This window comes from Nocardia yamanashiensis, assembly GCF_021183565.1.
Taxonomy (GTDB): domain Bacteria; phylum Actinomycetota; class Actinomycetes; order Mycobacteriales; family Mycobacteriaceae; genus Nocardia; species Nocardia yamanashiensis.
Genome location: NZ_CP089226.1, coordinates 4,222,817 through 4,243,909 on the forward strand (window position 1 = coordinate 4,222,817; position 21,093 = coordinate 4,243,909).

Consider the following 21,093-nt stretch of genomic DNA (forward strand, 5'->3'; position numbering starts at 1 on the left):
GGGAATCACCGGCCATTTCGGGGACGTCTAGGTGCGGCACAGGACCGGAGCGTACCGGGCCGCGCCCGAAATCGCGGCCTCGACCGGCGCGCGTCGCGGCTATCGGATCGGGTCGGGTGGCAGGGATTCCGGATCGGGCGGCGGTTCGAAGTCGTCGGGCGGGGCCCAGTCCGGCAGGCCGGGGTGGGCGCGCAGGGAATCCACGTCGAGCGCACGGGATTCCGGGGACGGCGCGGCGCGGCGCACCGGATCCGCGATCGGCGCCGGCTCCTCCCGCTCGGGGGCGTTGGTGCGGATGAGATGTTCGAGTTCGGCCGGGCCGGGCAGATATTCGGGGGCGATGGTGCGGCCGGTGCGAACGTAATGGAAGGCCGCGTCGACCCGGTCCAGCAGCGCCGCCTCGGGCAGGCCGGTGCGCGCCGCCTCCAGCCGCGCCCACGCCAGGCGATACACGGCGAGCTGCACCGACACCGAATCCGCTTCGGCCACAGTGGGTTCCGAGCCGGTCTTCCAGTCGACCACGGTCCATCCGCCGTCCGGTCGCGGGAACACCGCATCCATGCGCCCGCGAATCACGGTGCCCGCCAGTGTGGTTTCGAACGACACCTCGACCTCGACCGGATTGCGATCGGCCCACTGCGAGGCCAGGAACGCCTCCTGCAACCGCATCAGCTCGGCGTCCCGGTCGGAGCCGTCGGCGGCGCCGGGCAATTCGTCGAATGCCAGCAGCCGGCCGGCCCCGAACCAGCGCTGCAACCAGGCATGAAAGGCGGTACCGCGGCGGGTGAACGGGCTCGGCGGATACGGCAGCGGACGACGCAGGCGCGCAGCGAGTTTCGCGGGATCGGACCGCAGATCCACCAGCGAAGTGGCGGCCAGCTGACCGGGCAGCTCCACCTCGCGCACCGCCTGTTCCGCGGCGAGATGCTCGGCGATCAGGGCATCGACGTCGGACCCCCAGCCTTCCGGATCGTCCGCGGTGGCCGGGTCGAACTCCGCCGCAGCATCCTCGTCGGACGGGGGAGCCGAGGGCGCGCCGTCGGCCGCCGGAACGGAGGCGGTCGAGTCGGCGTCGAACGCGGCGGCGGTGGTAGCGCCCCTCGGTGCGGACTTCCGCGCGCGCTTTCTCGAATCCGTTGCGGGAGTTTCGAATTCCGGACCGAAGTCGAATTCGGCTTGTTGCGGGCGGGCGGCCTCGCGGAGGGCGGCAAGGGCGCGTTTGACCAACTCCGCGCCCTCTTCTACGAATTCACGGCGCGCGCCCAAGGGGTCGCGGGGCCATTCGGCGGTGGGCGGGTTGTCGGTGAAGGGGTTGGTGGTGTCGGGGAGGGGTGGATCGTCCCAGCGGTCGATGCGGACGGCGCGGGCCAGGTCGGCGCCGGGGGTTTCGGTGGCCTGTTTCAGGTCGAGGAGGAAGTCGGAGGGGCCCTTGGGTTTCGAGCCGGATTCGGCCCAGTGGTGGGCGGAGACCAGCAGGACGCGTTCGGTGCGGGTGAGGGCGACGTAGAAGAGGCGGCGTTCCTCGTCTATGCGGCGGCGGGCCAGGGCCTTCTTGTGTTCGTCGAGGGCGTGTTCGAGGTCGGCGCGGTCGTAGATGTCGGACAGGTCGAGGACGGGGACGCCTTCGCCCGCGCCGTCGTCCTGCCGGCGATCACCGCGCAGGCCGGTGGGGAGTTCGGCGAGCGCGCCCATCCAGGTGGTGGTGCCGGTGCCGGAGGGGAAGGTGCCGTCGACCACGTGCGGGACGGCGACCACCTCCCATTCCAGGCCCTTGGCGGCGTGCACGGTCAGAACCTGGACGCGGTCGTGGGCCACCTCGACCTCGCCGGGTTCCAGGCCGCCTTCGACTTCCTCGGCGGCGGTGAAGAAGTCGAGCAGGCCGGTGAGGGAGGAGCGGTGGTCGACGGCGTAACCGGCGACGACGTCGGCGAAGGCGTCCAGGTGTTCGCGGCCGGCGGCGGCGTGGGCGCGGCGGGCCTGGGTTTCGACGCCGACTCCGATGGTGCGTTCCACATCGGCGACCAGTTCGGACAGGGGCTGGCCGCTGCGCTCGCGCAGGGCGGTGAGTTCCTGGCCGAGGGCCACGATGCGCGTGTAGCCCTCGGACGAATACTGGTCCACCGCACCGGGATCGGCGATGGCGTCGCCCAGCCCGGCCCGCTCGGACGGTTCGGGTGCGACCTCGCGCAAGGCCTCGTCCAGCGTCGCGGTGTCGCTGATCTCCTGCGCCGGTCCGCCCGGCCGCCGGATGGAGAGCTCCCGGGCCCGCCGCGACAGGGCCGCGATATCCGCCACGCCGATCCGCCACCGGGCTCCGGTGAGAATGCGCACCGCCGCGCTGCCCGCCGCCGGATCGGCGATCAAGCGCAGGGTGGCGACGATATCCGCTACCTCGGGGGTGTGCAGGAGTCCGCCCAGACCGACGATCTCCACCGGTAATCCGTGCTCCCGCAAGGCTTCCGCCAAAGGCGCGGCATCCGCATTGCGGCGCACCAGCACCGCCGAGGTCGGCGCGGGCTCACCGGCGTCGGCCGCCGCCTCCCATTCGGCCGCGATCCGTTCCGCCACCCAATCCCGTTCCTCGGCAACGGTTTCCGCGAGCGCCAGCGCCACCACGCCGGGTGTCGCGTCCGGGCGCGGGCGCAGGGCGTCTACTGTCACCCCGCCGCTCTCGATCGCCTTGCGCCGCAAGGGATCCGCCACCAGGTTCGCCAGATCCAGCGCCTCGGGCGGATTCCGCCAGCTGGTGAGCAGCGGCAGGATCGGCGCGGGTACGCCGGGCGCCACCGGGAAATCGGTGGCGAACCGAGGCAGGTTCGCCGCCGATGCCCCGCGCCAGCCGTAGATCGACTGCATCGGGTCGCCGACCGCGGTCACCGCCAGCGGTTGTCCGGCCGCTCCAGCGGCACCGTCCCCGTTCCCGAGACCGGACCCGATCCGGCCGGAAGTGGCTTCCGGCTGGGCGTTTCGGTCACCGGAGAGGTCCTCGGGCGCACCCGCGCCGGTCGCCTCGCCCAGCGGTTCGCCCGGCCCGGTCGCGCCGAACAGGGAGGAGAGCAGGATGCGCTGCGAATGACCGGTGTCCTGGTACTCGTCGAGCAGGACCAGACGGAACCGGGCGCGTTCGGCCGCACCGACTTCCGGGTGGACGGCGGCGAGCCGAGCGGACAGCGACATCTGCGCGCCGAAATCGAGCGCGCCGCGGCGGCGGAGTTCGTCGGCCAGGCGCTGTACCAGGGGCAGCAGAGTGACGCGTTCGTGCTGGACCTCGAGGAGGTCCAGCAGCGCCTTCTTGGGTCCGCCCTTCTGGCGGGGTCCGGCGGGCAGGGTGTGGACGAGCCGGTCGAGTTCGCGATGGGCGCTGACCAATTGGTGCGGTTCGACGAGATGTTCGGCGAGCTGGCCGGACAGCGCCAGCACGGCTTCGGTCACCGACACCGGACTGCGATCGGTATCGAGGTCACCGTCCCAGGTCGAAACGACGCGATAGGCCAGTTGCCAGAGCTGGGTCTGGGTGAGCAGCGTCGCGGTGGGTTCGACGGGCAGCAGCAGACCGTACTCGGTGAGCAGCCGGCCGGCGTAGGAGTGATAGGTGCTGATCTCCGGTTCCGACCCGGTGAGCAGCGCGCGCAGGTGACCGGTCGGGTCGATGTCCCGCACGATCGGCGCCCCGGCCAGCCGGGCGAGCCGGGTCCGGATACGAGTGGTCAACTGCTGGGCGGCTTTTCGAGTGAAGGTGAGCCCCAGCACCTGCTCCGGCTCGACCAATCCGTTGGCGACCATCCACACCACGCGAGCCGCCATGGTCTCGGTCTTGCCCGCGCCCGCCCCCGCCACGACCAGCGTCGGCCCGGGTTCGGCGGCGATGACGGCAGCCTGTTCGTCGGTCGGCGTCGGCAACCCGAGCGCGGCGGCGAGCTGCTGGGGAGAAATCCGCTCCGTCACCGCGACGACTCCGCGCGGCGGCACGTCGCGAAGGTGCGCCGCGGCCACCCGCCCGCGGCATCCGCGGAGCTGAGCCATGCTGCCGCGACATCCACGGCGTGACCGGCGCCCGCGGCGCAGGGCCGGGGCGACCGGGGGTGGGACGACTTCACTCGTCCGTCACCTGCCGTCCGGTGTCCTGGACGGGGCAGCTGCCGGCGACTTTGCAATGGCGGCAGCCGTCATTGCGCATGGCCAGGTAGCTTGGGCCCTTGGAGGAGTCGGCGGCGTCGTGGATGACGGTGCGCCAGTTGTCGATTCCGTCGGAGTCGAGCGTGGGTTGCAGGCGCTGGGTGGCGCCTTCCTTGGCGCTGGGTTTGGCGACGTAGACCAGGCGGGCGCCGCCGGGGTCGCCTTCGCCCAAGGCGCCGGAGGCGGCGGCCACCTGGTAGGTGGCGAGCTGGGCGTGGTCTTCGGCGGCCTGTTTGGAGATGGGGGTCTTGCCGGTTTTGACGTCGATGATGACGAAGCGGCCCATGGCGTCGCGTTCGACGCGGTCGACGCGGCCGGAGATGCGGACCGGATGGCCATCGGGGGTACGGGGCGGGAGGGTGAGGTCGACGGGGACTTCGACGCCGATGGCGGTGAGTTCGTCGCGGGTATTGCGCAGCCAGGCCAGGAAGGTGTCGACCATGGTTTCGGTGCGGCGCAATTCGGCTCGCGAGTACCAGTTCTCGCCGTCGCGGGCGGTGGGGTCGATCTTCTTCCAGGCCTTGGCGAGGGCCTGTTTGACCTGGGCCTCGTCGACCTGACCGGCGAGGGCCTGGACCAGGGTGTGCACCAGATTGCCCTTGAGGGCGTGCGGATTGTCGCCGTCGCCGCCGCCGTGGCGTTCCAGCGCCCAGCGCAGCGGGCAGGTCTTGAGCTGTTCGACGGTGGACGGGGACAGGGCGATGGCGCCGTCGGTGCTGTCCCACAGCGGGTTCGTGGAGGACAGTTCGGCGGTGCCGTACCAGTCGCCGGGATGTGCGCCGCGCACGCCCGCGTCGGCCAGCCGGGCGAGCTGATGGGCCGCGCGGGTGCGGCGTTCCGGGGTGGTTTCGGGATCGCAAGCCACGGAACGCAATTCGGCGATGAGGGCGTGCATGGCGAGCGCCCGGCCGGGATCGACCGGCGGCGGGATCTTGCCGGGCTGCCCGTCGGCGGCGTCGGCGTCGAGTTCGGCGAGGAAACGCGAGGGCACCAGATCCTGGTCGCCGGTGACGGATTCGACGGCGGTGACCAGCAGCGAGCGTTGCGCGCGGCCGCACGCCACCAGCAGCAATCGCCGCTCTTCGGCGAGCAGCGGGGCGGCACGGCTCACCCGCTCACCGGTATCCCCCACTCCGGCAAGCAGATCCACCAGATCCTCGACGCCGAGCAGGCTGCCGCGCGGCCGCAGGTTCGGCCAGATCCCCTCCTGCACGGCGGCGACCGCCACCGTGTCCCATTCGCGCCCGGCGGCGGCGTGCGCGCTGCAAATGGTGACCGCCGCACCCGGATCGGTATGCGGCGCATTGTCCTGTGGAATCTCCTGCTGCTCCAGGTATTCCACGAAGCCTTCGATGGTGGCGCGCGGCAGCCGGTCCACGTACGCGGCCGCCGCCTCGAAAAGCCCCACCACCGCGTCCAGGTCACGATCGGCCTGCATCCCGACCGCTCCCCCGCGCTCGGACTGCCCCACCCAGCGCCGCTCCAGGGTGGAGCCGGTCCAGATCCCCCACATCACGTCTTCGAGCCCGCCGCCTTCGCGCCGCTTCTTCCGCGCCCGCCCCAGCGCCTTCAACACCCGCCGCAGCGGTGCGGCCTCCACATCGGTGAGCCGCTCCAGAATCACCCGATTCCCATTGCCCACCAGCAGATCCCGCAGAATCTCGGCCGACGATCGATCCAGATCCGCATACCGATCCGCCGTCTCGGCCTCCCCCAGCGTTGCCGAATCCGCCACAACCCGGGCCGCAATGGCCGTATCCCCTTCGGCCGCAGCCGATCCCGGCAGCGGTTCGTCTCCGTCCGCCTCCGTGACCTCCCGCTCCGGATAGCCGAGTTCCAGCACGGTCCGCCGAATACCGCGCCGCAACCGTCGCAGGCTGATCTGATCCGCCCCGCCCAGCGGCCCCGCCAGCAGATCGAGCGCATCGTCCGCGCTGAACTCGATCGGCCGCGGATGCCGTACGGCCGTCGGATCACCCGCCGTGACCGCCCGCAACGCCGACAGCATCCACGCCGCCCCGCGCCGCCGTGCCAGCGGCACCTCGGCCGGCGGCTGCCGCACCGGCACCCCGGCCGCGAGCAGCGCGCGCCGCAGCGGAGCCAGCGACAGCGGCACCGAGCGCACGATCACCGCCATCCGAGACCAGGGCACCCCGTGCGAAAGATGCGCCCGCCGCAGATGATCCGCGATCAGCGCGGCCTCCTTGGCGGGCGTAGTCAGCACCTGCACCCGCACTTCCCCCGCGAAAGACTCTCCCTCCCAATCGATTCGATCCGTCTCTTCCGGCGGTTCCACCCCATCCCCGGGGGCGATATCCGAGCGGAAATCGGTCGTGGCGGGTGGGGTGCGGTGGCGGCCGGCGCCGGGGAGGCGCGCGGTGATGCGGGAGATGACCTCCTGGATGGCCGGGGCGCCGCGATGGTTGTGGCGCAGGGTGATTCGGTGATCGGCGGGGGTGTCCAGGTCGGCGGCGAAGCGGGCGTCGGCGCCGCGGAAGGTGAAGACGGATTGGTCGGGGTCGGCGGCGATGACGGTGGTCGCGCCGCCGCTGCCGAGGGCCCGGACGAGCTGGGCGGCGTGCGGGTCGAGATGCTGGGCGTCGTCGACCAGGAGGGTGTGCAGGCGGTCGCGTTCGGCGATCAGGAGTTCGGGGTCGGCGGCGAGGGCTTCGAGGGCGGCGGTGACGAGTTCGGCGGCGTCCAGGGCGGGGGCGCTGGCTTCGGGCACGTCCATGCCGACCGACCAGCGCAGCAGCTGGATCTGTTCGTAGCGCTCGAAGAAGCGGCCGGCGGCGACCCATTCGGCCCGGCGGTGGGTGCGGCCGAGTTCCACCAGGTCTTCGGGACCGAGGCCGCGTTCGGTGGCGCGCAGCATGAGATCGCGCAGCTGTTCGGCGAACCCGGCGGCGGGCAGCGCGGGATGCAGGCGCTCGGGCCAGTCGGCGGCGCCGTCGAGCAGATCGCCGCGCAGCATCTCGCGAATCACGATGTCCTGTTCGGAACCGGTGAGCAGCCGGGGGGGCGGATTGCCGCGTGCGGTGGCGAAGCCGCGCAGCAGGCCGAAGGCGTAGGAGTGCAGGGTGCGGACCAGCGGGCCGCGGGTGGCGCCGGGCACCCCGCCGAGTTCGGGATCGGTGGCGGCGATGCGGGCGGTGACGGCATTGCGGACGGCGGTGGCGGCGCGCTTGGTGTAGGTGAGCAGCAGCACGGATTCCGGATCGGCCCCGGCCAGGATGCGCGCGGCGGCCAGATCCACCAGCAGCGCGGTCTTGCCGGTCCCGGGCCCGCCGAGCACCTGCCAGGGCCGCCAGCCGGGATCGGGCAGGGTGTCGGCGAACAGCGGCGCGATAGCGGCGTCCCACTCCCGGGGACGGGAGACCGCCTCGGCCCGGCGCACCAATTGCACCGAGCTATCCGATCGCATCACGTCGGCTATTTCAACAGATCGCCCCGACAGGTTTCGTTTGCCATGAGTTGTCCGTGCCGCCGATCACAGGGCAGCGGGTGTTCATGTCCGGCGCAGGCAGCAGAATGGGCGCGTGTCCGATCTTCATATTCATCGCTTCGGTCCTTCGACCGGTCCGGTGGTGCTGGCATTGCACGGGCTGACCGGTCACGGCCGACGCTGGCGGGCGCTGGCCGACGAGTATCTGTCCGACCTGCGGATTATCGCTCCGGATCTGCGGGGGCACGGGAGGTCGCCCGGCGTGCCGCCGTGGGATTTCGAAACCGTCGCCGATGATCTCGCCGAACTGCTGAAAGCCGAGACGAGCGAACCCGCGGTGGTGCTCGGGCATTCGTTCGGCGCGGCCGCAGGGGTGCATCTGGCGCATCGGTATCCGGAGTTGGTGCGCGGGCTGGCGCTGCTGGATCCGGCGATCGGGCTGGACCCGGAATTCATGCTGCACATCGCGAATTCCATGCTGGAGCACCCGGATTACGCCGATGTGGAGCAGGCGCGCCGCGACAAGCTGGAGACCGCGTGGGCGGAGGTGGACCCGGAGCTGCTCGCCGACGAACTGGCCGAGCACCTGGTGCCCACCGCGAACGGCCGCGTGGGCTGGCGGCTGGCCATGCCCGCGATCATCGCCTTCTGGGGTCAGCTGGCCCGTGATTTCGTGCTGCCCCCGGCGCACCTGCCGACGGTGCTGGTGCAGGCCATGCGGGTGGATCCGCCGTTCGTCACGCCCGCGTTCCGGGCCGCGCTCGCCGACCGGCTCAGCGACAATCTGACCGTGCGCGAATTCGATTGCGATCACATGGTCGCCCAATCCCGTCCCGCCCCGACCGCCGCACTGCTGCGCGAACTGCTCGGCGGGCTCTGATGCCGACCTCCGACGCCGATATCGAGCGGGTGCGCGAACTGGTCGCCGCCATTCCACCCGGGCGGGTCGCCACCTACGGCGATATCGCGGCCGCCGCGGGCCTGTCCACGCCGCGTACGGTCGGCTGGATCATGCGCACCGATTCCGCCGATCTGCCCTGGCATCGGGTGCTGCGGGCCGACGGCACTCCGGCGCCGCATCTCGCGCACCGGCAGTTGCGGCAGCTGGCCGAGGAGGGCTGTCCGCTCGCGGGCGATCGCGTCGACTTGCGCAGGGCGCGTTTCGTTTTCGATTGACGCCTACTTCCGGCGGGTGCACTTCCGGCCGATTTCGGCGGGAATCCCGAGGAAGATCTTGATGTGTTCGGAGTGCGCCACCGAATCGACCCGGAACATCTGCGCCACAATGGTGTGCCGCGTCCCGGACTCCGGATCGCGCAGGCGCATCCGCGCCCCTTCCCGCCCGTAGGTGACGATGCCCTCGTCCCAGTATCGGCAGAACAGTTCGTACTGGCCGAGTTCGGCGAGAAACGCGACCGACGAGGCGGTATCGCCGGAACTGGCGATGAGCCCGCGCAGCCAGTGCACGCTGAGCCGGACCTCCTGCTCCCATTCCGGCAGCACCCGCCGGGCCTGGGCATTGCCCAGCAGCCAGTGCAGGACATTGCCGTCGCGGACCTGTCCGGGGAAGGCGCGGGCATAACTTTCGTTGTACGCCAGCAGATTCCAGTGGGTATCGAGATAGGCGGCGAGATTCGGCTCGTGCAGGTGCAGGGCGTCCACCATTTCTTCGGTGATCTCGCCGCGTAACTCGTCGACGCTGGGATAGTCCGGGGCGCCCAAACCGGCCAGATCATTGAGATGCCGGTGTTCGACCGGGGAGAGCGGGCCGACCAGATCCAGGTAGCGGACCAGCGCGCGCAGCACCTCGCGGGTGGGGCGTTCGCGATTGCCGTTCTCCAAATGCGTGATGTAACTGGCGCTTACGCCCGCGTTGAAGGCCAGGCGCTCGCGGGATATCCGGCGGGCGTCGCGCAGTCGGCGCAACTGCCTACCCAAGGTCGGTGGTTGTAGATTTCCGGGTCTTTGGACGCACTCTGCAATCGGTGCCATCGGCGCTCCTCGCTGTCCTGGTTTTCCTACTCGATTTAGGACAAGGTAATTCATTGCGAGCCTATCCATCTCATTGCGGTGACCGCATGGCAAGGGATTGTGACTTCGAACTCCACAGGGGTACAACGGATTACATAGATTGCGCTGAGTTTGCCAAAAGCTCTCCGATCATCTTTCGGATCAAGGTCCCGCAATGGTTACCGAGCGAATCCGCGCCATGAGTTCCGTTGCCGCGGTGCGATATCGAGAAGCTATTGCGGAATTGCCCAGTGCGGCCGCGAGATCGGCGAGGAGTTCGTCGACGGGGCCGAAAACGACAGTTCCGGTCTCGGCTCCGGCGACCGTTCCGGCGTACGGGCGCAGGCGATGGAACAGCGCGCGCAATTCACCGGGTTCGCCCAGGGCCAGGGCGGCGTGCGCACGGAAGACGGTGCCGACCGGGGTCCCACGAGCCGGGTCGAGGGTGCCGCCGATTTCGAAACTTATTGCGGCCCTCGCTATTTCACCGGCGTGCAGGAGCGACATCGTATAGATATGGGTCAGATCGCCGGGTAGTGCCCGGCTCGCTGCGGCGAGTTCGTCCACCCGGCCGGAGAGATCGCCGCGCGCCCAATCCACCGCCACCCGGCCCAGCAGCCGGAACTCGCGCCGATTCGGTGCGCCGAGCGCTCCGGCCTGCTCGTCGCGATCCCGGTAGAGCTGCTCCGCGCCGTCCGGATCGCCGCCCAGCAGCACGGTGGCCGCCGTGAAGGAGTCCAGGGCCGGCGTCAACACCCCCGCCCCGGCCGCGTCGGCGAACGCGGCCGCCAGCCGTTGCTGACGCATCGCTTCGGTCAGATCCGCACCGGCGCAGGCGATCCGCAGGTGCAGATAGTGCGCGAGCGCGAGATAGTCGGTGCGCCCCGCCAGGATGGCCGCGCGCTCCAGCTCCCCCGCCACGTCCGGCAGCTCCGTCCACGCGCCCCGCTCGAGCAATACCGCGGCCAAGGCATTGAGCGCGCCGCAGTGCAGCACCGGATCCCCGGCGGCCCCGCCGACCGCCTCGCGCGCCCACTCCAGGACCGGCTGCGGGCCGAGCGGATCGGCCTCGAAAACCATTGCGGTGCGCAGTGCTACGCGCTCCCACGGGTGCTCCGCCGTCTCGAGTGCGTCGGCGAGCGCGTGCTCGATGGCCGCGTCGGGCCGGAGCCGATCCCGGAGCGGCCAGGCGACCGGCGCGCGCCAACTGGTGAGCGCACGCACGACCAGCTCCCGCTCCCCCAGTTCCACCGCCGATTCGACCGCTTCGGTGCGCGCCCGCCGCGCCGCCTCGCTCCGCCCCGCCCCCGCCAGCGCCGCCACCAGCTCGCAGCGCGCCTCCGAAAGTTCCACCCGCTGGCCGTGTTCCGCGTCCCGCGCCCCGTGCCCCGCCAACTCGTGCAGGTCGATAGCCGTCTGCCACAACCGAATCGAGTCGATCTCCGCACTCGCCCCGATCCCGGTCCGCGCCGCCGCCGCGACATACCCGGCCGCCCGGGCCACGGTCTCCGCGGCGGGGGTCGCGGGCTCGACCAGGCCCGCCGCCGATCCCTGCCCCGAGTCGGCGGCTACCGCCGATTCCGTTCCGGTCCTGGCGATCTCGGCCGATCGGGCCGCCGATTCCGGCCGGGGTTCCGCCGCCGACTCGGGCACACCGATGGTGGACTTCTCCGATTCCGGCATGACCGTGGTCGCTTCCGGTGCGGCGATCTCGGCCGGACCGGTCCCGGCCGGTGGCGAATGTTTCTCGTGCGCAGCGGGTTCCGAGCCGGTCGGCCGCGGTCTTCGACGGCCGGTCGCGAGTGGGAGTGAGTCGGACCGACCGGCGGTCAGGGCGGGATCTTGGTTGAGGATGGCGGATTCCAGCGCCTGGAGGCGGGGACCGGGGTCCACCGCGAGGTCATTGCGCAGGTAGTCACGGGTGCGGCGCAGGGTGGCCAATGCCTCGGTCTGCTGGCCCAGGCGGTATTGGGCGGTGGCCAGCAGACGGGCCGTTTCCTCGCGTTCGGGATGCTCAGCGGCGGTGCGGTGCAAGCCCGTAAGGACTTCGGCCGGGCGCTCCAGATCGAGGGCGGCGTCGGCCCTGAGCTCGGCGGCCAGCAGCCGCAGGTCGGCCAGGCGCGCGGATTCGGCGGCGGCCCAGGGGGCGTCCTCGAAGGCGGCATACGGGCGGCCGTGCCAGCGATCGAGAGCGGCATCCAGCAGACGGCAGCGGGTTTCGGAGTCGGGGGAATTCAGGGTGTCGCGGACCGCCTGCTCGTAATCGTGCAGCAGCGCTTCGAATTCCCAGGCGTCGACCGCCGCGGCGGGCAGGCGCAGGGCGTAGCCGCCGGGCTCGGAGACCAGGACGCCCGCGGGGACGCGCGGCGGGCGGTCGGGTTCCAATACCCGGCGCAGGTTGTGGACCTGGACCTGCAGGACCGCGGCGGCGGTGGCGGGCGGCGCGCCCTCCCAGATGTCGTCCACCAGCCGGCCCGCCGTCACCGGCTGGCCGTGCGCCAGCACCAGGCGGCCCAGCAGGGCGCGGCGGATGCGCCCGCCGGTGCTCGCGGGTCGCCCGTCGACGAATATCTGCAGGGGACCGAGTACTCGAATCGACCATTCGCTCATCACAACTCCGGCGTGTGCCCATTTTTCTCGGGACAGCTGCGAGGCCTCCCATCTCGCTCGATGCTGAATGTTAGCCACCAGCCAGATATTTCGGTGAAACGCCGTCATTGCGTGTCGCCGCAGCTTTACCGATTTCGATGGGCGGATATGAGGCGCATCACACGCCCGCCCCGGTCGTCGCCGTTGCCGGCCGGGCGGGATTCGCGGTGGGATCGGCAAACATCCGACCGTCCACACTTATTCCGAGCGCATCCCGGAAAGGTTTGCGCGGCCTCCGAATTGAGGGCTTGCAAATCGAGTTGCGAGCCGATTGCGAAGTGAAACGTCCACATACGCCGAGGTCGTTACTGTTACCGCACACAAACTGGCAAGCCAGGTCATTGCAAGTTTTCACAAAATGTGCATTGCGGCCGTGGAAATCGCACTGCCCCCGCTCCCCGCCCCGGAATCGAAAGTCGGCGGGAAGTCGCGTTGCGGATGCTACTGGAACCAGCTGAGGGAAGGCGGGCCTCGAATGCAGTACGCGACTCGGACCGACCGCTGGCGGATTGCTCGCGACTCGGACCGACCGCTGGCGGATTGCTCGAAGTCGCATCGGGAACAATTCCGGCGGCAGGGAGCCATTATGCGGAGAACCGGTCTGCTTCGAATCTTTGTCGGTTATCTGGTCCGCCCGGCCGAGGCGGTGGCCCGGGCGATCGATCGCCTGGCCGCCGCCCATCCCCGCGAGCCCATCGCCTGGTTCCGGCCCGATGAGCTCGCGGTGCCGCCCGGCCTCTACCGGGATCGCTGCGGACATCTCTGGGAGCGCACCACCCACGATTGGCGCATGTGGCTGCGCTCCGGCGCCACCATCGACTCGGTGGCGCTGTGGAATTGGAGCCATTACAGCGTCTGCGATCATGCGCCGTTCGTGGTGCTCATGCGGTCCTGACACCGGTCTTCCAGGTGGCGACCGCCCAGATCACCACCACGTCCAGGGTGATGATGGCGAGCGACCACCACGGATAGTGCGGCAGCCACAGGAAATTCGCGATGATCGACAGGGCGGCCAGGAACATGGCCCCGATCCGCCCCCACATGGTGCCCGCCAGCAGTCCCGCGCCGCAGACGCCGAGCAGCGCGCCCAGCACGATATGGGTCCAGCCCCAGGCGGTGGCGTCGAAACTGTAGATGTATTCGGGCCCGACGACATACAGGTCGTCGCCGGCCACGGCGGAGATCCCGGCCAGCACCGACAGCACGCTCACGGTGAGCAGCAGTATCGCCGCCCCGATCGAGGTGCCCGCCGCAATGCCCTGTCGCACCGGATGTTCGGTCATGGTCTGCCCCTGTTCGCTCGGTGGGTGAGATGGACCGACTCTGCGCCGATCCCCCCGGCCCGCCCTCATCCGTCGCGGATGAGCGGGCCCGTACCCGTTCCGTTTCGCACCCGCAGGAGATGCCGACCGTGACCTCCACCCGAATTTCGGACCTGCCCCTGGTCGCCCCGCCGCGCGCCGCCCCGCATCGCGCCCGGCTGCTCGCCGAGATCCGTTCCGCCAGTCCGGAATTGGTGCGGGAGCTGGCGGCGCGCACGGCCGACTGGTACGACGAGAACGGCCAGCCGGTGCTGGCGCTGCCGCATGTGCTCGCGGCGGGCGATCCCGAACGCGTGGCCGATTTCCTGTGCCATCGCGGCATGGCGATGGTGCTGGAGGGCCACGGCGGCCAGATGTTCACCCAGCTGGAGCGGTCCTGCCCGGGCCTGGCCGAGGATCCGTTCGTCTGGGTGCTGCGGGCGGTCGACGCGGTCACCCACGAGGACCCGGAAGCGGCGTGCGCCTTCCTGGATCTGGTCGATTCCCGTGCCGGAGTGACGGATTCGATGGCCCCGCCGGAGTGGCTGACGGTGCTCACCCGGGCGGCCCGGGTGGATGCCGCACCCGACCGCGACGACCTCGGCGACCTGCACGGCACCGGGCAGCCGGATATCGACTGCTATCTGGCGGCGCAGGCGGCGACCGCGACCCTGCTGCGCGGGGACCGGGAGCGCGCCGAGGCGCAATTGCGGCGCGGGCTGGCGCTGGCGGCGGGGGCCGATCGGCCGCGGGCGGCGGTGCGGGCGGTGACCCGGCTGGCGGTCACCGCCGGTTACGGCGGCGCGGTGACGACCATGCGGGAGCGGGCGCGAAAAGCGCTGGTGGTGGCGGAGGATCACGAACTGCGCGGCAGCACCGACGCCCTGCACGCGCGGGCGCTGGCGGCGTTCGGGGCCTATTTGCAGGGTGATTCGTACTCGCCGCGCGATCTGGAACCGCTGGCGCGCACCCGCGAGCACCGGGACGGTTCGGTGCGCCCGGTGGGCGGCTGGGCGGCGCAGGTGATCGGCCGGCTGCTGGCCTTCCGCGCGGGCGAGGACCGCTACGCCGGCGCGGAAGCCCTGCGGCACAGCATGCTTTCGCTGCTGGAGTACGGCGGGCCGTTCCCGGTGAGCGCCGGGGATCTGCTGGCGCACGTGGTGTGGGCGCTGCTGGAGGTGCGGGAGCCGCGCACCGCCCGCCTGCTGATCGGGCGGGCGCGGACCCAGCTGGGTGACACGCCGCAGGTGGAGACGGCCCGGGTCATGCTGGCGGTGAGCACCGAGACCGTCGGCGCCACCCCCGTCGTCGGTGAATTGCTCACGCGCGCGGACGATCTGGGTCCGGTGGAGCGCATCACCGCCTGGCTGCTGCACAGCGCCGTGCACGCCGATCAGCGCCAGCGCAATCCGCACCGGGTGCGCAACGGTTTGGAGCGGGCGCTGGAACTGGCCGCCGATTCCGGGGTGATCCGCCCGTTCCTGGACGTGCCGGGCACCATCGCGCTGCTGGACGAGCGGGTGGGCGGCTTCGGCCATCGCGACGAACTGGTGGCCCGCATCCGCAACCATCCGCAGGCCCGGCGGCGACCGCCGGAGCAGCAGCTGACCGCGACGGAACTGACCGTGCTGCACTATCTTCCGTCCGGGCGCACCGCCCAGCAGATCGCCGCCGAGCTGGGCGTGTCGATCAATACGGTGAAGACGCATCTGCGGGCCATCTACGCCAAGTTCGGGGTCGGCTCCCGCACCGCCGCGCTGGCGCAGGCGCGGCGCGCGGGATTGCTGTGATCAGCGCACCGGAGCGCCGTCCATGGCGGCGTCCAGCACCAGCGCCGCGTCGATCAGCGACAGATGCGTGAACGCCTGCGGGAAATTACCCAATTGCTGTCCGGTGACGTCGATTTCCTCGGCGTACAGGCCGACGTGATTGGCATAGGTGAGCATCTTCTCGAACACCAGCCGGGCCTGCTCCAGCCGTCCGGCGCGGGCCAGCGCGTTGACGTAGTTGAAGGTGCACAGCGAGAAGGTGCCCTCCGAACCGGCCAGGCCGTCCGGGGAGGCGTGCGGGTGATAGCGGTAGACGAGGCTGTCGGTGACCAGTTCCGCGCCGATGGCGTCCAGGGTGGTCAGCCAGTTCGGGTCCCGCGGGGCCACGAATCCGACCTGCGCCATGCGCAGCAGCGAGGAATCCAGCACATCGGTGTCGTAGTGCTGGACGAAGGCCTGCCGACCGGAATGCCAGCCGCGTTCCCACAGCTGGGCGTGAATGGCGTCGCGGGTCTGCCGCCAGTGCGCCACCGGGCCGGGCAGGCTGCGTTCGGTGGCCAGCCGCACCGCCCGGTCGAACGCCACCCAGCTCATCAGGCGTCCGTAACTGAAATCCGCTCGGCCGCCGCGGGTTTCCCAGATGCCCTCCTCGGGCTGGTCCCAGTTGACCGAGAGCCACTCCAGCAGTTCGACGATCTCCTGCCAGCCCTGGTGCCCGATCCGCAGGCCGGCCCGATCGGCCTGATAGATGCTGTCCAGCATTTCCCCGTAGATATCGAGCTGTAATTGCCCGGAGGCGTCGTTGCCGATCCGGACCGGGGCCGAATCCCGGTAGCCCGCGAAGTTCTCCAGCACGTCCTCGGGCAGATCCCAGGACCCGTCCACCCGGTACATGATCTTCAGCGGTCCGCCGTGCGCCCGGTAGCGCTCGCGCAGCCAGCCCGCGAAAGCCGTTGCCTCGTCCCGGAATCCGAGTGACAGCAGCGCCGAGACCGAGAACGAGGCGTCCCGGATCCAGGTGTAGCGATAGTCCCAATTGCGTTCCCCGCCCAGCTGTTCGGGCAGTCCGGCGGTGGGCGCGGCCACGATGCCGCCGGTCGGCGCGTAGGTCATCAGCTTGAGCGTGATCGCCGACCGGTGCACCATCTCCCGCCAGCGCCCGCGGTAGGCGGAGCCCGCCAGCCAGCCGTGCCAGAACGCCACCGTCTCCCGGAACAGGTCCTCGACCTCGGCCGGGCGGATCAGGCGCGGCGGTCCCGGCGCGCCCGATTCCAGCACCACCCCGCGCGTCTGCCCGGCCTCCAGCGTGATGGTCCCGCGCACGTGCCCGCCGCCGACCACCTCGAGCCGCGCCAGCCGGGCCTCGTCGGGTTCGCGCACCGCGTGCACGGTGAGCACCTCGGTGCCGGCGTCGAAGACCGCGCCGTCGGTCAGCACATGGGTGGCGTGCGGCCGCCGCCCGTAGTCGAAGCGTGGGATCAGATCCAGTTCGAAGGTCATCCGGCCACGCACGCAACGCAATTGGCGCACCACCCGGTGCCGGTCGGTGGGCGCGGGATCGGTGATCGGCGGCATGAAGTCGACGATCTCGCCGGTGCCGCTCGCGGTCATGAACCGGGTGATCAGAATGGCGGTGTCCGGGAAGTACATCTGCGTGCTGCGGTACGGCTGCCCGCCGGCCGGCCGGATGCGGCAGTGCCCGCCGCGCTGGGTGTCCAGCAGCGCCGCGAACACGCTGGGGGAATCGAAGCGGGGCAGGCAGAGCCAGTCGATGGTGCCGTCGGTGGCGACCAGCGCGGCGGTTTGCAGGTCACCGATCAGGCCGTGGTCGGCGATCGCGGGTGACGGGTCCACGAAGACCGGCGGGGTGGCTGCCATCGGATTCTCCTCACGGGTAGGGGTCTACCGATCCGGTAGGCCGCCCACCGTAGGAGCGCGGGCCGGGGCGGACCTCACCCGAACGGTGTGAGGGCCCGGGCGTGCTCGCGGCGCACGATCGAGGGCGGTTCCGGCGATCCCGGCCCGCGGCGACCGGCCCGGCGGTTACCGTGGAAGGCATGTCCACGCGCCTGGCTTGTGTGGTATTCGATGCGGCCTCGCCCCGCACCGCCGCCCGTTTCTGGGCCGAACTGCTGGGCTGGGAGGTGACCGTGGACCGGCCCGCCGGGGTGGAGGTGGCCGCGCCCGACCCGGACGGTCCGGATGTGGCGCTCACCTTCCTGCCCGCGCGGGTGGGCAAGACGGCGAAGAACCGGATCCACCTCGATCTGGCCAGCCGGTCGCTGGATCATCAACGGGTGCAGGTGGATCGGGCGCTGTCGCTGGGGGCGCGGCGGCTCGATATCGGGCAGGGGGCGGTGCCCTGGTCGGTGCTGGCCGATCCCGAGGGCAACGAGTTCTGCGTGCTGGAGCCGCGCGAGCACTATGTGGATACCGGCGCGGTGGCCGCGATCGTGGTGGACACCGCGAATCCGCTGCGGCTGGCGGAGTTCTGGTCCACGGCCTCCGGCTGGCCGGTCACGCACGACAGCGCGCGCTACACCGGGATTCGTTCCGCCACCGGACAGGGTCCGTGGCTGGAGTTCCTGCGCACGCCCGCGGCGCTGGACGAGCGCAGCCGCCTGCATCTGGATCTGATCGCCTTCCCCAGCGACGATCCGGCGGCCGAGGCGGCTCGACTACGTGCCGCGGGCGCGCGCCCGGTGGGTCCGGCCGATGAGCCGGTGGTGGTGCTGGCCGACCCCGAGACCAATGAATTCTGTTTACTGCGATCGGCTTCCGATTGACATCCGCGGTAGCGCAGGGCGGATCAGGCCGCGCCGCGGTCGTAGCGCCGCCGTTCGCGCGGGGAGAGCCCACCCCAGATACCGAACCGCTGATCGTGCGAGAGCGCGTAATCCAGGCATTCCTTGCGCACCTCGCAGGAGCCGCAAATCCGTTTGGCCTCACGGGTCGAACCGCCCTTGTCCGGGAAGAACGCCTCCGGATCGGTCTGCGTGCACAGCGCCTGCTGATGCCAGGACTGGGACTCGAAGGAGTCGTCGCGCCGGGCCAGGGTTTCGAACATCGCGTCGAAATTGGTGAACAGCAGCTTCATTTTCCTCATCCCTTCATCGGTGCATAATCCGCGCGGTGACACCCCGTTGCGCACCGCGCGACTGTTTCGTATTACGCGCGAACGATTTACGCGCGGCCCATACCGCAATCGCCGACCGCCGCCAGCCGCTGCTGCTCCATACCGCCGGCGAAGATCCGGCGGGCGTGCACGGCGGCCGGAGTGGTGGACCACGGCGCGAGTGCGGTGGTGAACATCAACTCGCACCACGACAATGCCGGCACCTCGCCGATGGAAAGGGTGTTCAGCAGCGACAATTCGGTGTCGGAGGTATTCCAGGCGGCGAACAACCACGTGGCATCGAGGCGGCCGAGAAATTCTTCGGCGTCCTCCGGAAGGCCGAGCGGCGCATCGACCGCGAGATGCACGACCGCGGAAATCGCGTGCCGCATTCACGCATCGAGACCGACGCCGTCGTGCAGCAGCAAACCTTCCAGCGACTCGCGCAATCCGGCGCCGGGATCAACATGGAAGTCACGGCGGCCGGTGGTGATGTCGAACATTTGATTCCTCCTGACGATTTGCGCTTGTCCCGAAAGCGCCACGGCCTGATTAGAAATGGCGCGAGACCGCGTTGTCCAGTTTTGAGCACATTTAGGGCAAACCCCTAGCAGTACTGACACTGGCCAGTGTGGGTACCCGTCGGGAACAGCACCGAAGGGTGTCCGGCACAACCCCGGCAACCTGCGCAGATCGGGCAGTTCGGACCATTACGGTCGGTGCATGCCTTACGTTCGATCAGGTTCCGCCACCGTTCATTACGTCGCCGGAAACATCGCCGGGCCGACTTTGCTCCTGGCGCACGGATTCTTCATGGACGAATCCATGTTCGATCCCATGCGCGAACCACTGGCAATAGCCGGTATCAATCTCGTCACGATCGACGCACGCGGCCATGGTCGCACGCAGACACCCGATGGCGAACCGTTCAGTTATTGGGATCTCGCCGCCGACGCATTGGCGGTACTGGATGAACTCGGAATCGAGCAAGCGGTCGTGGGCGGTATGAGCCAGGGCGGTTACGCCGCGCTGCGCATGGCCCTGATGGCGCCCGAGCGGGTGCGGGGCCTGGCCCTGATCAGCACCGAATCCGATGCCTGCACCCCCGCCGAGCTGGCCTTCTACCGGACCTTCTTCGAACGCTGGTGCGGCGTCGAGCCTTTGGCGCCGCTGGTCGCGGAATTGGCGCCGCAATTGATCGGCGGTTCCGATCCGCGGCTGTGGCGCACTTGGACCAGCCGCTGGTACGCCTCCGACCGGCAGGCCGTACTGCCCGCCGCGCACTGCCTGATGGATCGCGGTTCGCTGGTGCACCGACTATCGGAGATCACCGCGCCGGCGCTGATTCTCCGGGGCAGCCACGACGGCACCAGCACCGCCCAGAAATCGGATCTGATGGCCGCGGAACTGCCGGGCGCGGACGGTGTGGTCACCATTCCGGGCGCCGGGCACGGGGCCGCGTGGACGCATCCCGAGGTGGTCGCGCCGCTGCTGGCGCAATTGGTGCACAAGGCCACGCTGCCGGCCCCGGCGCCGAGCCGCGATCAGTCGATCGGCGCCTGACCCACCGCTATTGCTCGCAGCTGTCCGGGCATTCCTTCGCCATTCCCAGGAAGATCTGGATCTGATCGGGATACGCGGCGCAGAAGACCCGGAACATCTGCACGGTGATCATGCGGCAACGACCCGTCACGATGTCGCGCAGGTGCATGCCGGGGCGGTCGCCGCCGTAGGTGACCGCGCCTTCGTCCCACAGCCGGCGAAACAGCTCGTACCGGCCGAGTTCGGCGAGGAATTCGGCGGACCAGGCGGTATCACCGGAACTGGCGATCAGCCCGCGCAGCCATTCGACGGTGAGCCGGACCTCGGTCTCCCAGTCGACCATGACTTTCCGGGACGCCTCGTTGCCGAAGAACCAGCGCAGGATATTCACATCTTGTTCCAACCCCGGAAACGCGGCGGCATAACTGCGGTTGCATGCCAGCACATTCCAGCGGGTATCGACATAGGCGGCCATATTGGGCTCGTGGAGTTCGAGCGCCCGGAGCATGTCGGCGGTGATTTCCGCGCGCAGTTGCTCGATGGTCGGGAATTCGGTGACGCCCAGCCCCGCCAGATCGAGCAGATGCCGGCGCTCGACCGCCGACAGCGGGTCGATGCGATCCAGGTAGCGCACCAGGGCATCGACCACTTCGCGGGTGGGACGGTCCCGGTCGCCTTTCTCCAAATGGGAGATATAGCTGGCGCTGACGCCGGCATTGAAGGCCAGTCGCTCGCGTGAGACGCCGCGCGCATCGCGTAATCGGCGCAGCAGCAGACCGAAAGTCGGGGGGCGCAGTTCTTCGAAGTCATTCGGCTTCACGCGCTGTACCACGCCGTATCCCTCTCCACAAACACTCAGCAACCATCCTTCATCGGTCGAGGGCCGCCGCTGCCCCGGCGGCGTGATCCGCCTGACGTCGACCGGCGCGGTCCGGGGAATCGCCGCGTACCCGCCAGTTCTTGTTTCGGATACTGCCATATACGAAAGTGACGGAGTCCGAAACATGGTCATTCCGGTCATGTGTCGCTGCCCACCTTATCGCGGCCGAACCATGGGCAATTGCATAGCAAGCCAACGATTCCTGG

At 70.0% G+C, this 21,093-nt stretch carries 15 protein-coding genes; 6 read left to right on the top strand and 9 right to left on the bottom strand.

Translation table 11 applies throughout. The features are described from left to right. Positions 1 to 99: 99 nt before the first annotated feature. Positions 100 to 4,023: an ATP-dependent helicase gene (locus LTV02_RS20100; RefSeq protein ID WP_269821641.1), complete on the bottom strand. Its 3,924-nt coding sequence runs from the start codon at positions 4,021 to 4,023 to the stop codon at positions 100 to 102. 70 nt (positions 4,024 to 4,093) lie between these two features. Continuing rightward, positions 4,094 to 7,600 carry an ATP-dependent helicase gene (locus LTV02_RS20105; protein ID WP_233041628.1) on the bottom strand — a complete coding sequence of 1,169 codons (3,507 nt, stop codon included), beginning with the start codon at positions 7,598 to 7,600 and terminating at the stop codon, positions 4,094 to 4,096. Positions 7,601 to 7,715: 115 nt separating this feature from the next. On the opposite strand from LTV02_RS20105, the gene LTV02_RS20110 reads away from it, so the two are divergent. Together LTV02_RS20110 and LTV02_RS20115 are read left to right on the top strand one after the other, a co-directional pair. Then, positions 7,716 to 8,501, top strand: coding sequence for an alpha/beta fold hydrolase (locus tag LTV02_RS20110; RefSeq protein WP_233041424.1), 786 nt, complete (start codon positions 7,716 to 7,718; stop codon positions 8,499 to 8,501). Further along, on the top strand, positions 8,501 to 8,797 hold the full coding sequence (locus LTV02_RS20115) for an MGMT family protein (protein WP_233041425.1): 297 nt from the start codon (positions 8,501 to 8,503) through the stop codon (positions 8,795 to 8,797). The genes LTV02_RS20110 and LTV02_RS20115 overlap by 1 nt, the downstream gene beginning before the upstream one ends. Before the next feature lie 3 nt (positions 8,798 to 8,800). Here the strand turns inward: LTV02_RS20115 and LTV02_RS20120 are convergent, their stop codons facing one another. Both LTV02_RS20120 and LTV02_RS20125 read right to left on the bottom strand, forming a co-directional pair. After that, positions 8,801 to 9,559, bottom strand: coding sequence for an MmyB family transcriptional regulator (locus LTV02_RS20120; RefSeq protein WP_233041426.1), 759 nt, complete (start codon positions 9,557 to 9,559; stop codon positions 8,801 to 8,803). Between the two features lie 234 nt (positions 9,560 to 9,793). Next, entirely contained in the window at positions 9,794 to 12,241 is a 2,448-nt protein-coding gene (locus LTV02_RS20125; protein ID WP_233041427.1) for a BTAD domain-containing putative transcriptional regulator, read from the bottom strand. 625 nt (positions 12,242 to 12,866) lie between these two features. On the opposite strand from LTV02_RS20125, the gene LTV02_RS20130 reads away from it, so the two are divergent. Next, positions 12,867 to 13,175, top strand: coding sequence for a hypothetical protein (locus LTV02_RS20130; protein WP_233032874.1), 309 nt, complete (start codon positions 12,867 to 12,869; stop codon positions 13,173 to 13,175). On the opposite strand, the gene LTV02_RS20135 is transcribed toward LTV02_RS20130, so the two are convergent. After that, positions 13,162 to 13,563, bottom strand: coding sequence for a DUF7144 family membrane protein (locus LTV02_RS20135; protein WP_233032876.1), 402 nt, complete (start codon positions 13,561 to 13,563; stop codon positions 13,162 to 13,164). The genes LTV02_RS20130 and LTV02_RS20135 overlap by 14 nt on opposite strands. A gap of 128 nt (positions 13,564 to 13,691) precedes the next feature. Between LTV02_RS20135 and LTV02_RS20140 the strand changes: the two genes are divergently transcribed. After that, positions 13,692 to 15,371, top strand: coding sequence for a LuxR C-terminal-related transcriptional regulator (locus tag LTV02_RS20140; RefSeq protein ID WP_233032878.1), 1,680 nt, complete (start codon positions 13,692 to 13,694; stop codon positions 15,369 to 15,371). On the opposite strand, the gene LTV02_RS20145 is transcribed toward LTV02_RS20140, so the two are convergent. Then, positions 15,372 to 17,228, bottom strand: a complete 1,857-nt coding sequence (locus LTV02_RS20145; RefSeq protein ID WP_233032880.1) for a glycoside hydrolase family 15 protein — start codon at positions 17,226 to 17,228, stop codon at positions 15,372 to 15,374. Positions 17,229 to 17,407: 179 nt separating this feature from the next. Between LTV02_RS20145 and LTV02_RS20150 the strand changes: the two genes are divergently transcribed. Then, the gene (locus LTV02_RS20150; protein WP_233032882.1) at positions 17,408 to 18,136 is read left to right on the top strand and encodes a VOC family protein; all 729 of its coding nucleotides are present in this window, start codon (positions 17,408 to 17,410) and stop codon (positions 18,134 to 18,136) included. 23 nt (positions 18,137 to 18,159) lie between these two features. Here the strand turns inward: LTV02_RS20150 and LTV02_RS20155 are convergent, their stop codons facing one another. Continuing rightward, positions 18,160 to 18,456: a WhiB family transcriptional regulator gene (locus tag LTV02_RS20155; protein WP_084535184.1), complete on the bottom strand. Its 297-nt coding sequence runs from the start codon at positions 18,454 to 18,456 to the stop codon at positions 18,160 to 18,162. A 77-nt stretch (positions 18,457 to 18,533) separates the two neighbouring features. Beyond that, on the bottom strand, positions 18,534 to 18,857 hold the full coding sequence (locus LTV02_RS20160; protein WP_233032883.1) for a hypothetical protein: 324 nt from the start codon (positions 18,855 to 18,857) through the stop codon (positions 18,534 to 18,536). 331 nt (positions 18,858 to 19,188) lie between these two features. Between LTV02_RS20160 and LTV02_RS20165 the strand changes: the two genes are divergently transcribed. Beyond that, the gene (locus LTV02_RS20165; RefSeq protein ID WP_233032885.1) at positions 19,189 to 20,028 is read left to right on the top strand and encodes an alpha/beta fold hydrolase; all 840 of its coding nucleotides are present in this window, start codon (positions 19,189 to 19,191) and stop codon (positions 20,026 to 20,028) included. Between the two features lie 7 nt (positions 20,029 to 20,035). On the opposite strand, the gene LTV02_RS20170 is transcribed toward LTV02_RS20165, so the two are convergent. Continuing rightward, entirely contained in the window at positions 20,036 to 20,827 is a 792-nt protein-coding gene (locus LTV02_RS20170; RefSeq protein ID WP_233032887.1) for a helix-turn-helix transcriptional regulator, read from the bottom strand. Between the last annotated feature and the right edge of the window lie 266 nt (positions 20,828 to 21,093).

What these genes read in the sequence shown, in the direction of transcription:
- LTV02_RS20100 (WP_269821641.1), bottom strand. Translation starts at nt 4,023, where the DNA reads ATGGCTCAGCTCCGCGGATGCCGCGGGCGGGTGGCCGCGGCGCACCTT.
- LTV02_RS20105 (WP_233041628.1), bottom strand. Translation starts at nt 7,600, where the DNA reads ATGCGATCGGATAGCTCGGTGCAATTGGTGCGCCGGGCCGAGGCGGTC.
- LTV02_RS20115 (WP_233041425.1), top strand. Translation starts at nt 8,501, where the DNA reads ATGCCGACCTCCGACGCCGATATCGAGCGGGTGCGCGAACTGGTCGCC.
- LTV02_RS20125 (WP_233041427.1), bottom strand. Translation starts at nt 12,241, where the DNA reads ATGAGCGAATGGTCGATTCGAGTACTCGGTCCCCTGCAGATATTCGTC.
- LTV02_RS20130 (WP_233032874.1), top strand. Translation starts at nt 12,867, where the DNA reads ATGCGGAGAACCGGTCTGCTTCGAATCTTTGTCGGTTATCTGGTCCGC.
- LTV02_RS20135 (WP_233032876.1), bottom strand. Translation starts at nt 13,563, where the DNA reads ATGACCGAACATCCGGTGCGACAGGGCATTGCGGCGGGCACCTCGATC.
- LTV02_RS20145 (WP_233032880.1), bottom strand. Translation starts at nt 17,228, where the DNA reads ATGGCAGCCACCCCGCCGGTCTTCGTGGACCCGTCACCCGCGATCGCC.
- LTV02_RS20150 (WP_233032882.1), top strand. Translation starts at nt 17,408, where the DNA reads ATGTCCACGCGCCTGGCTTGTGTGGTATTCGATGCGGCCTCGCCCCGC.
- LTV02_RS20155 (WP_084535184.1), bottom strand. Translation starts at nt 18,456, where the DNA reads ATGAGGAAAATGAAGCTGCTGTTCACCAATTTCGACGCGATGTTCGAA.
- LTV02_RS20160 (WP_233032883.1), bottom strand. Translation starts at nt 18,857, where the DNA reads ATGCGGCACGCGATTTCCGCGGTCGTGCATCTCGCGGTCGATGCGCCG.
- LTV02_RS20165 (WP_233032885.1), top strand. Translation starts at nt 19,189, where the DNA reads ATGCCTTACGTTCGATCAGGTTCCGCCACCGTTCATTACGTCGCCGGA.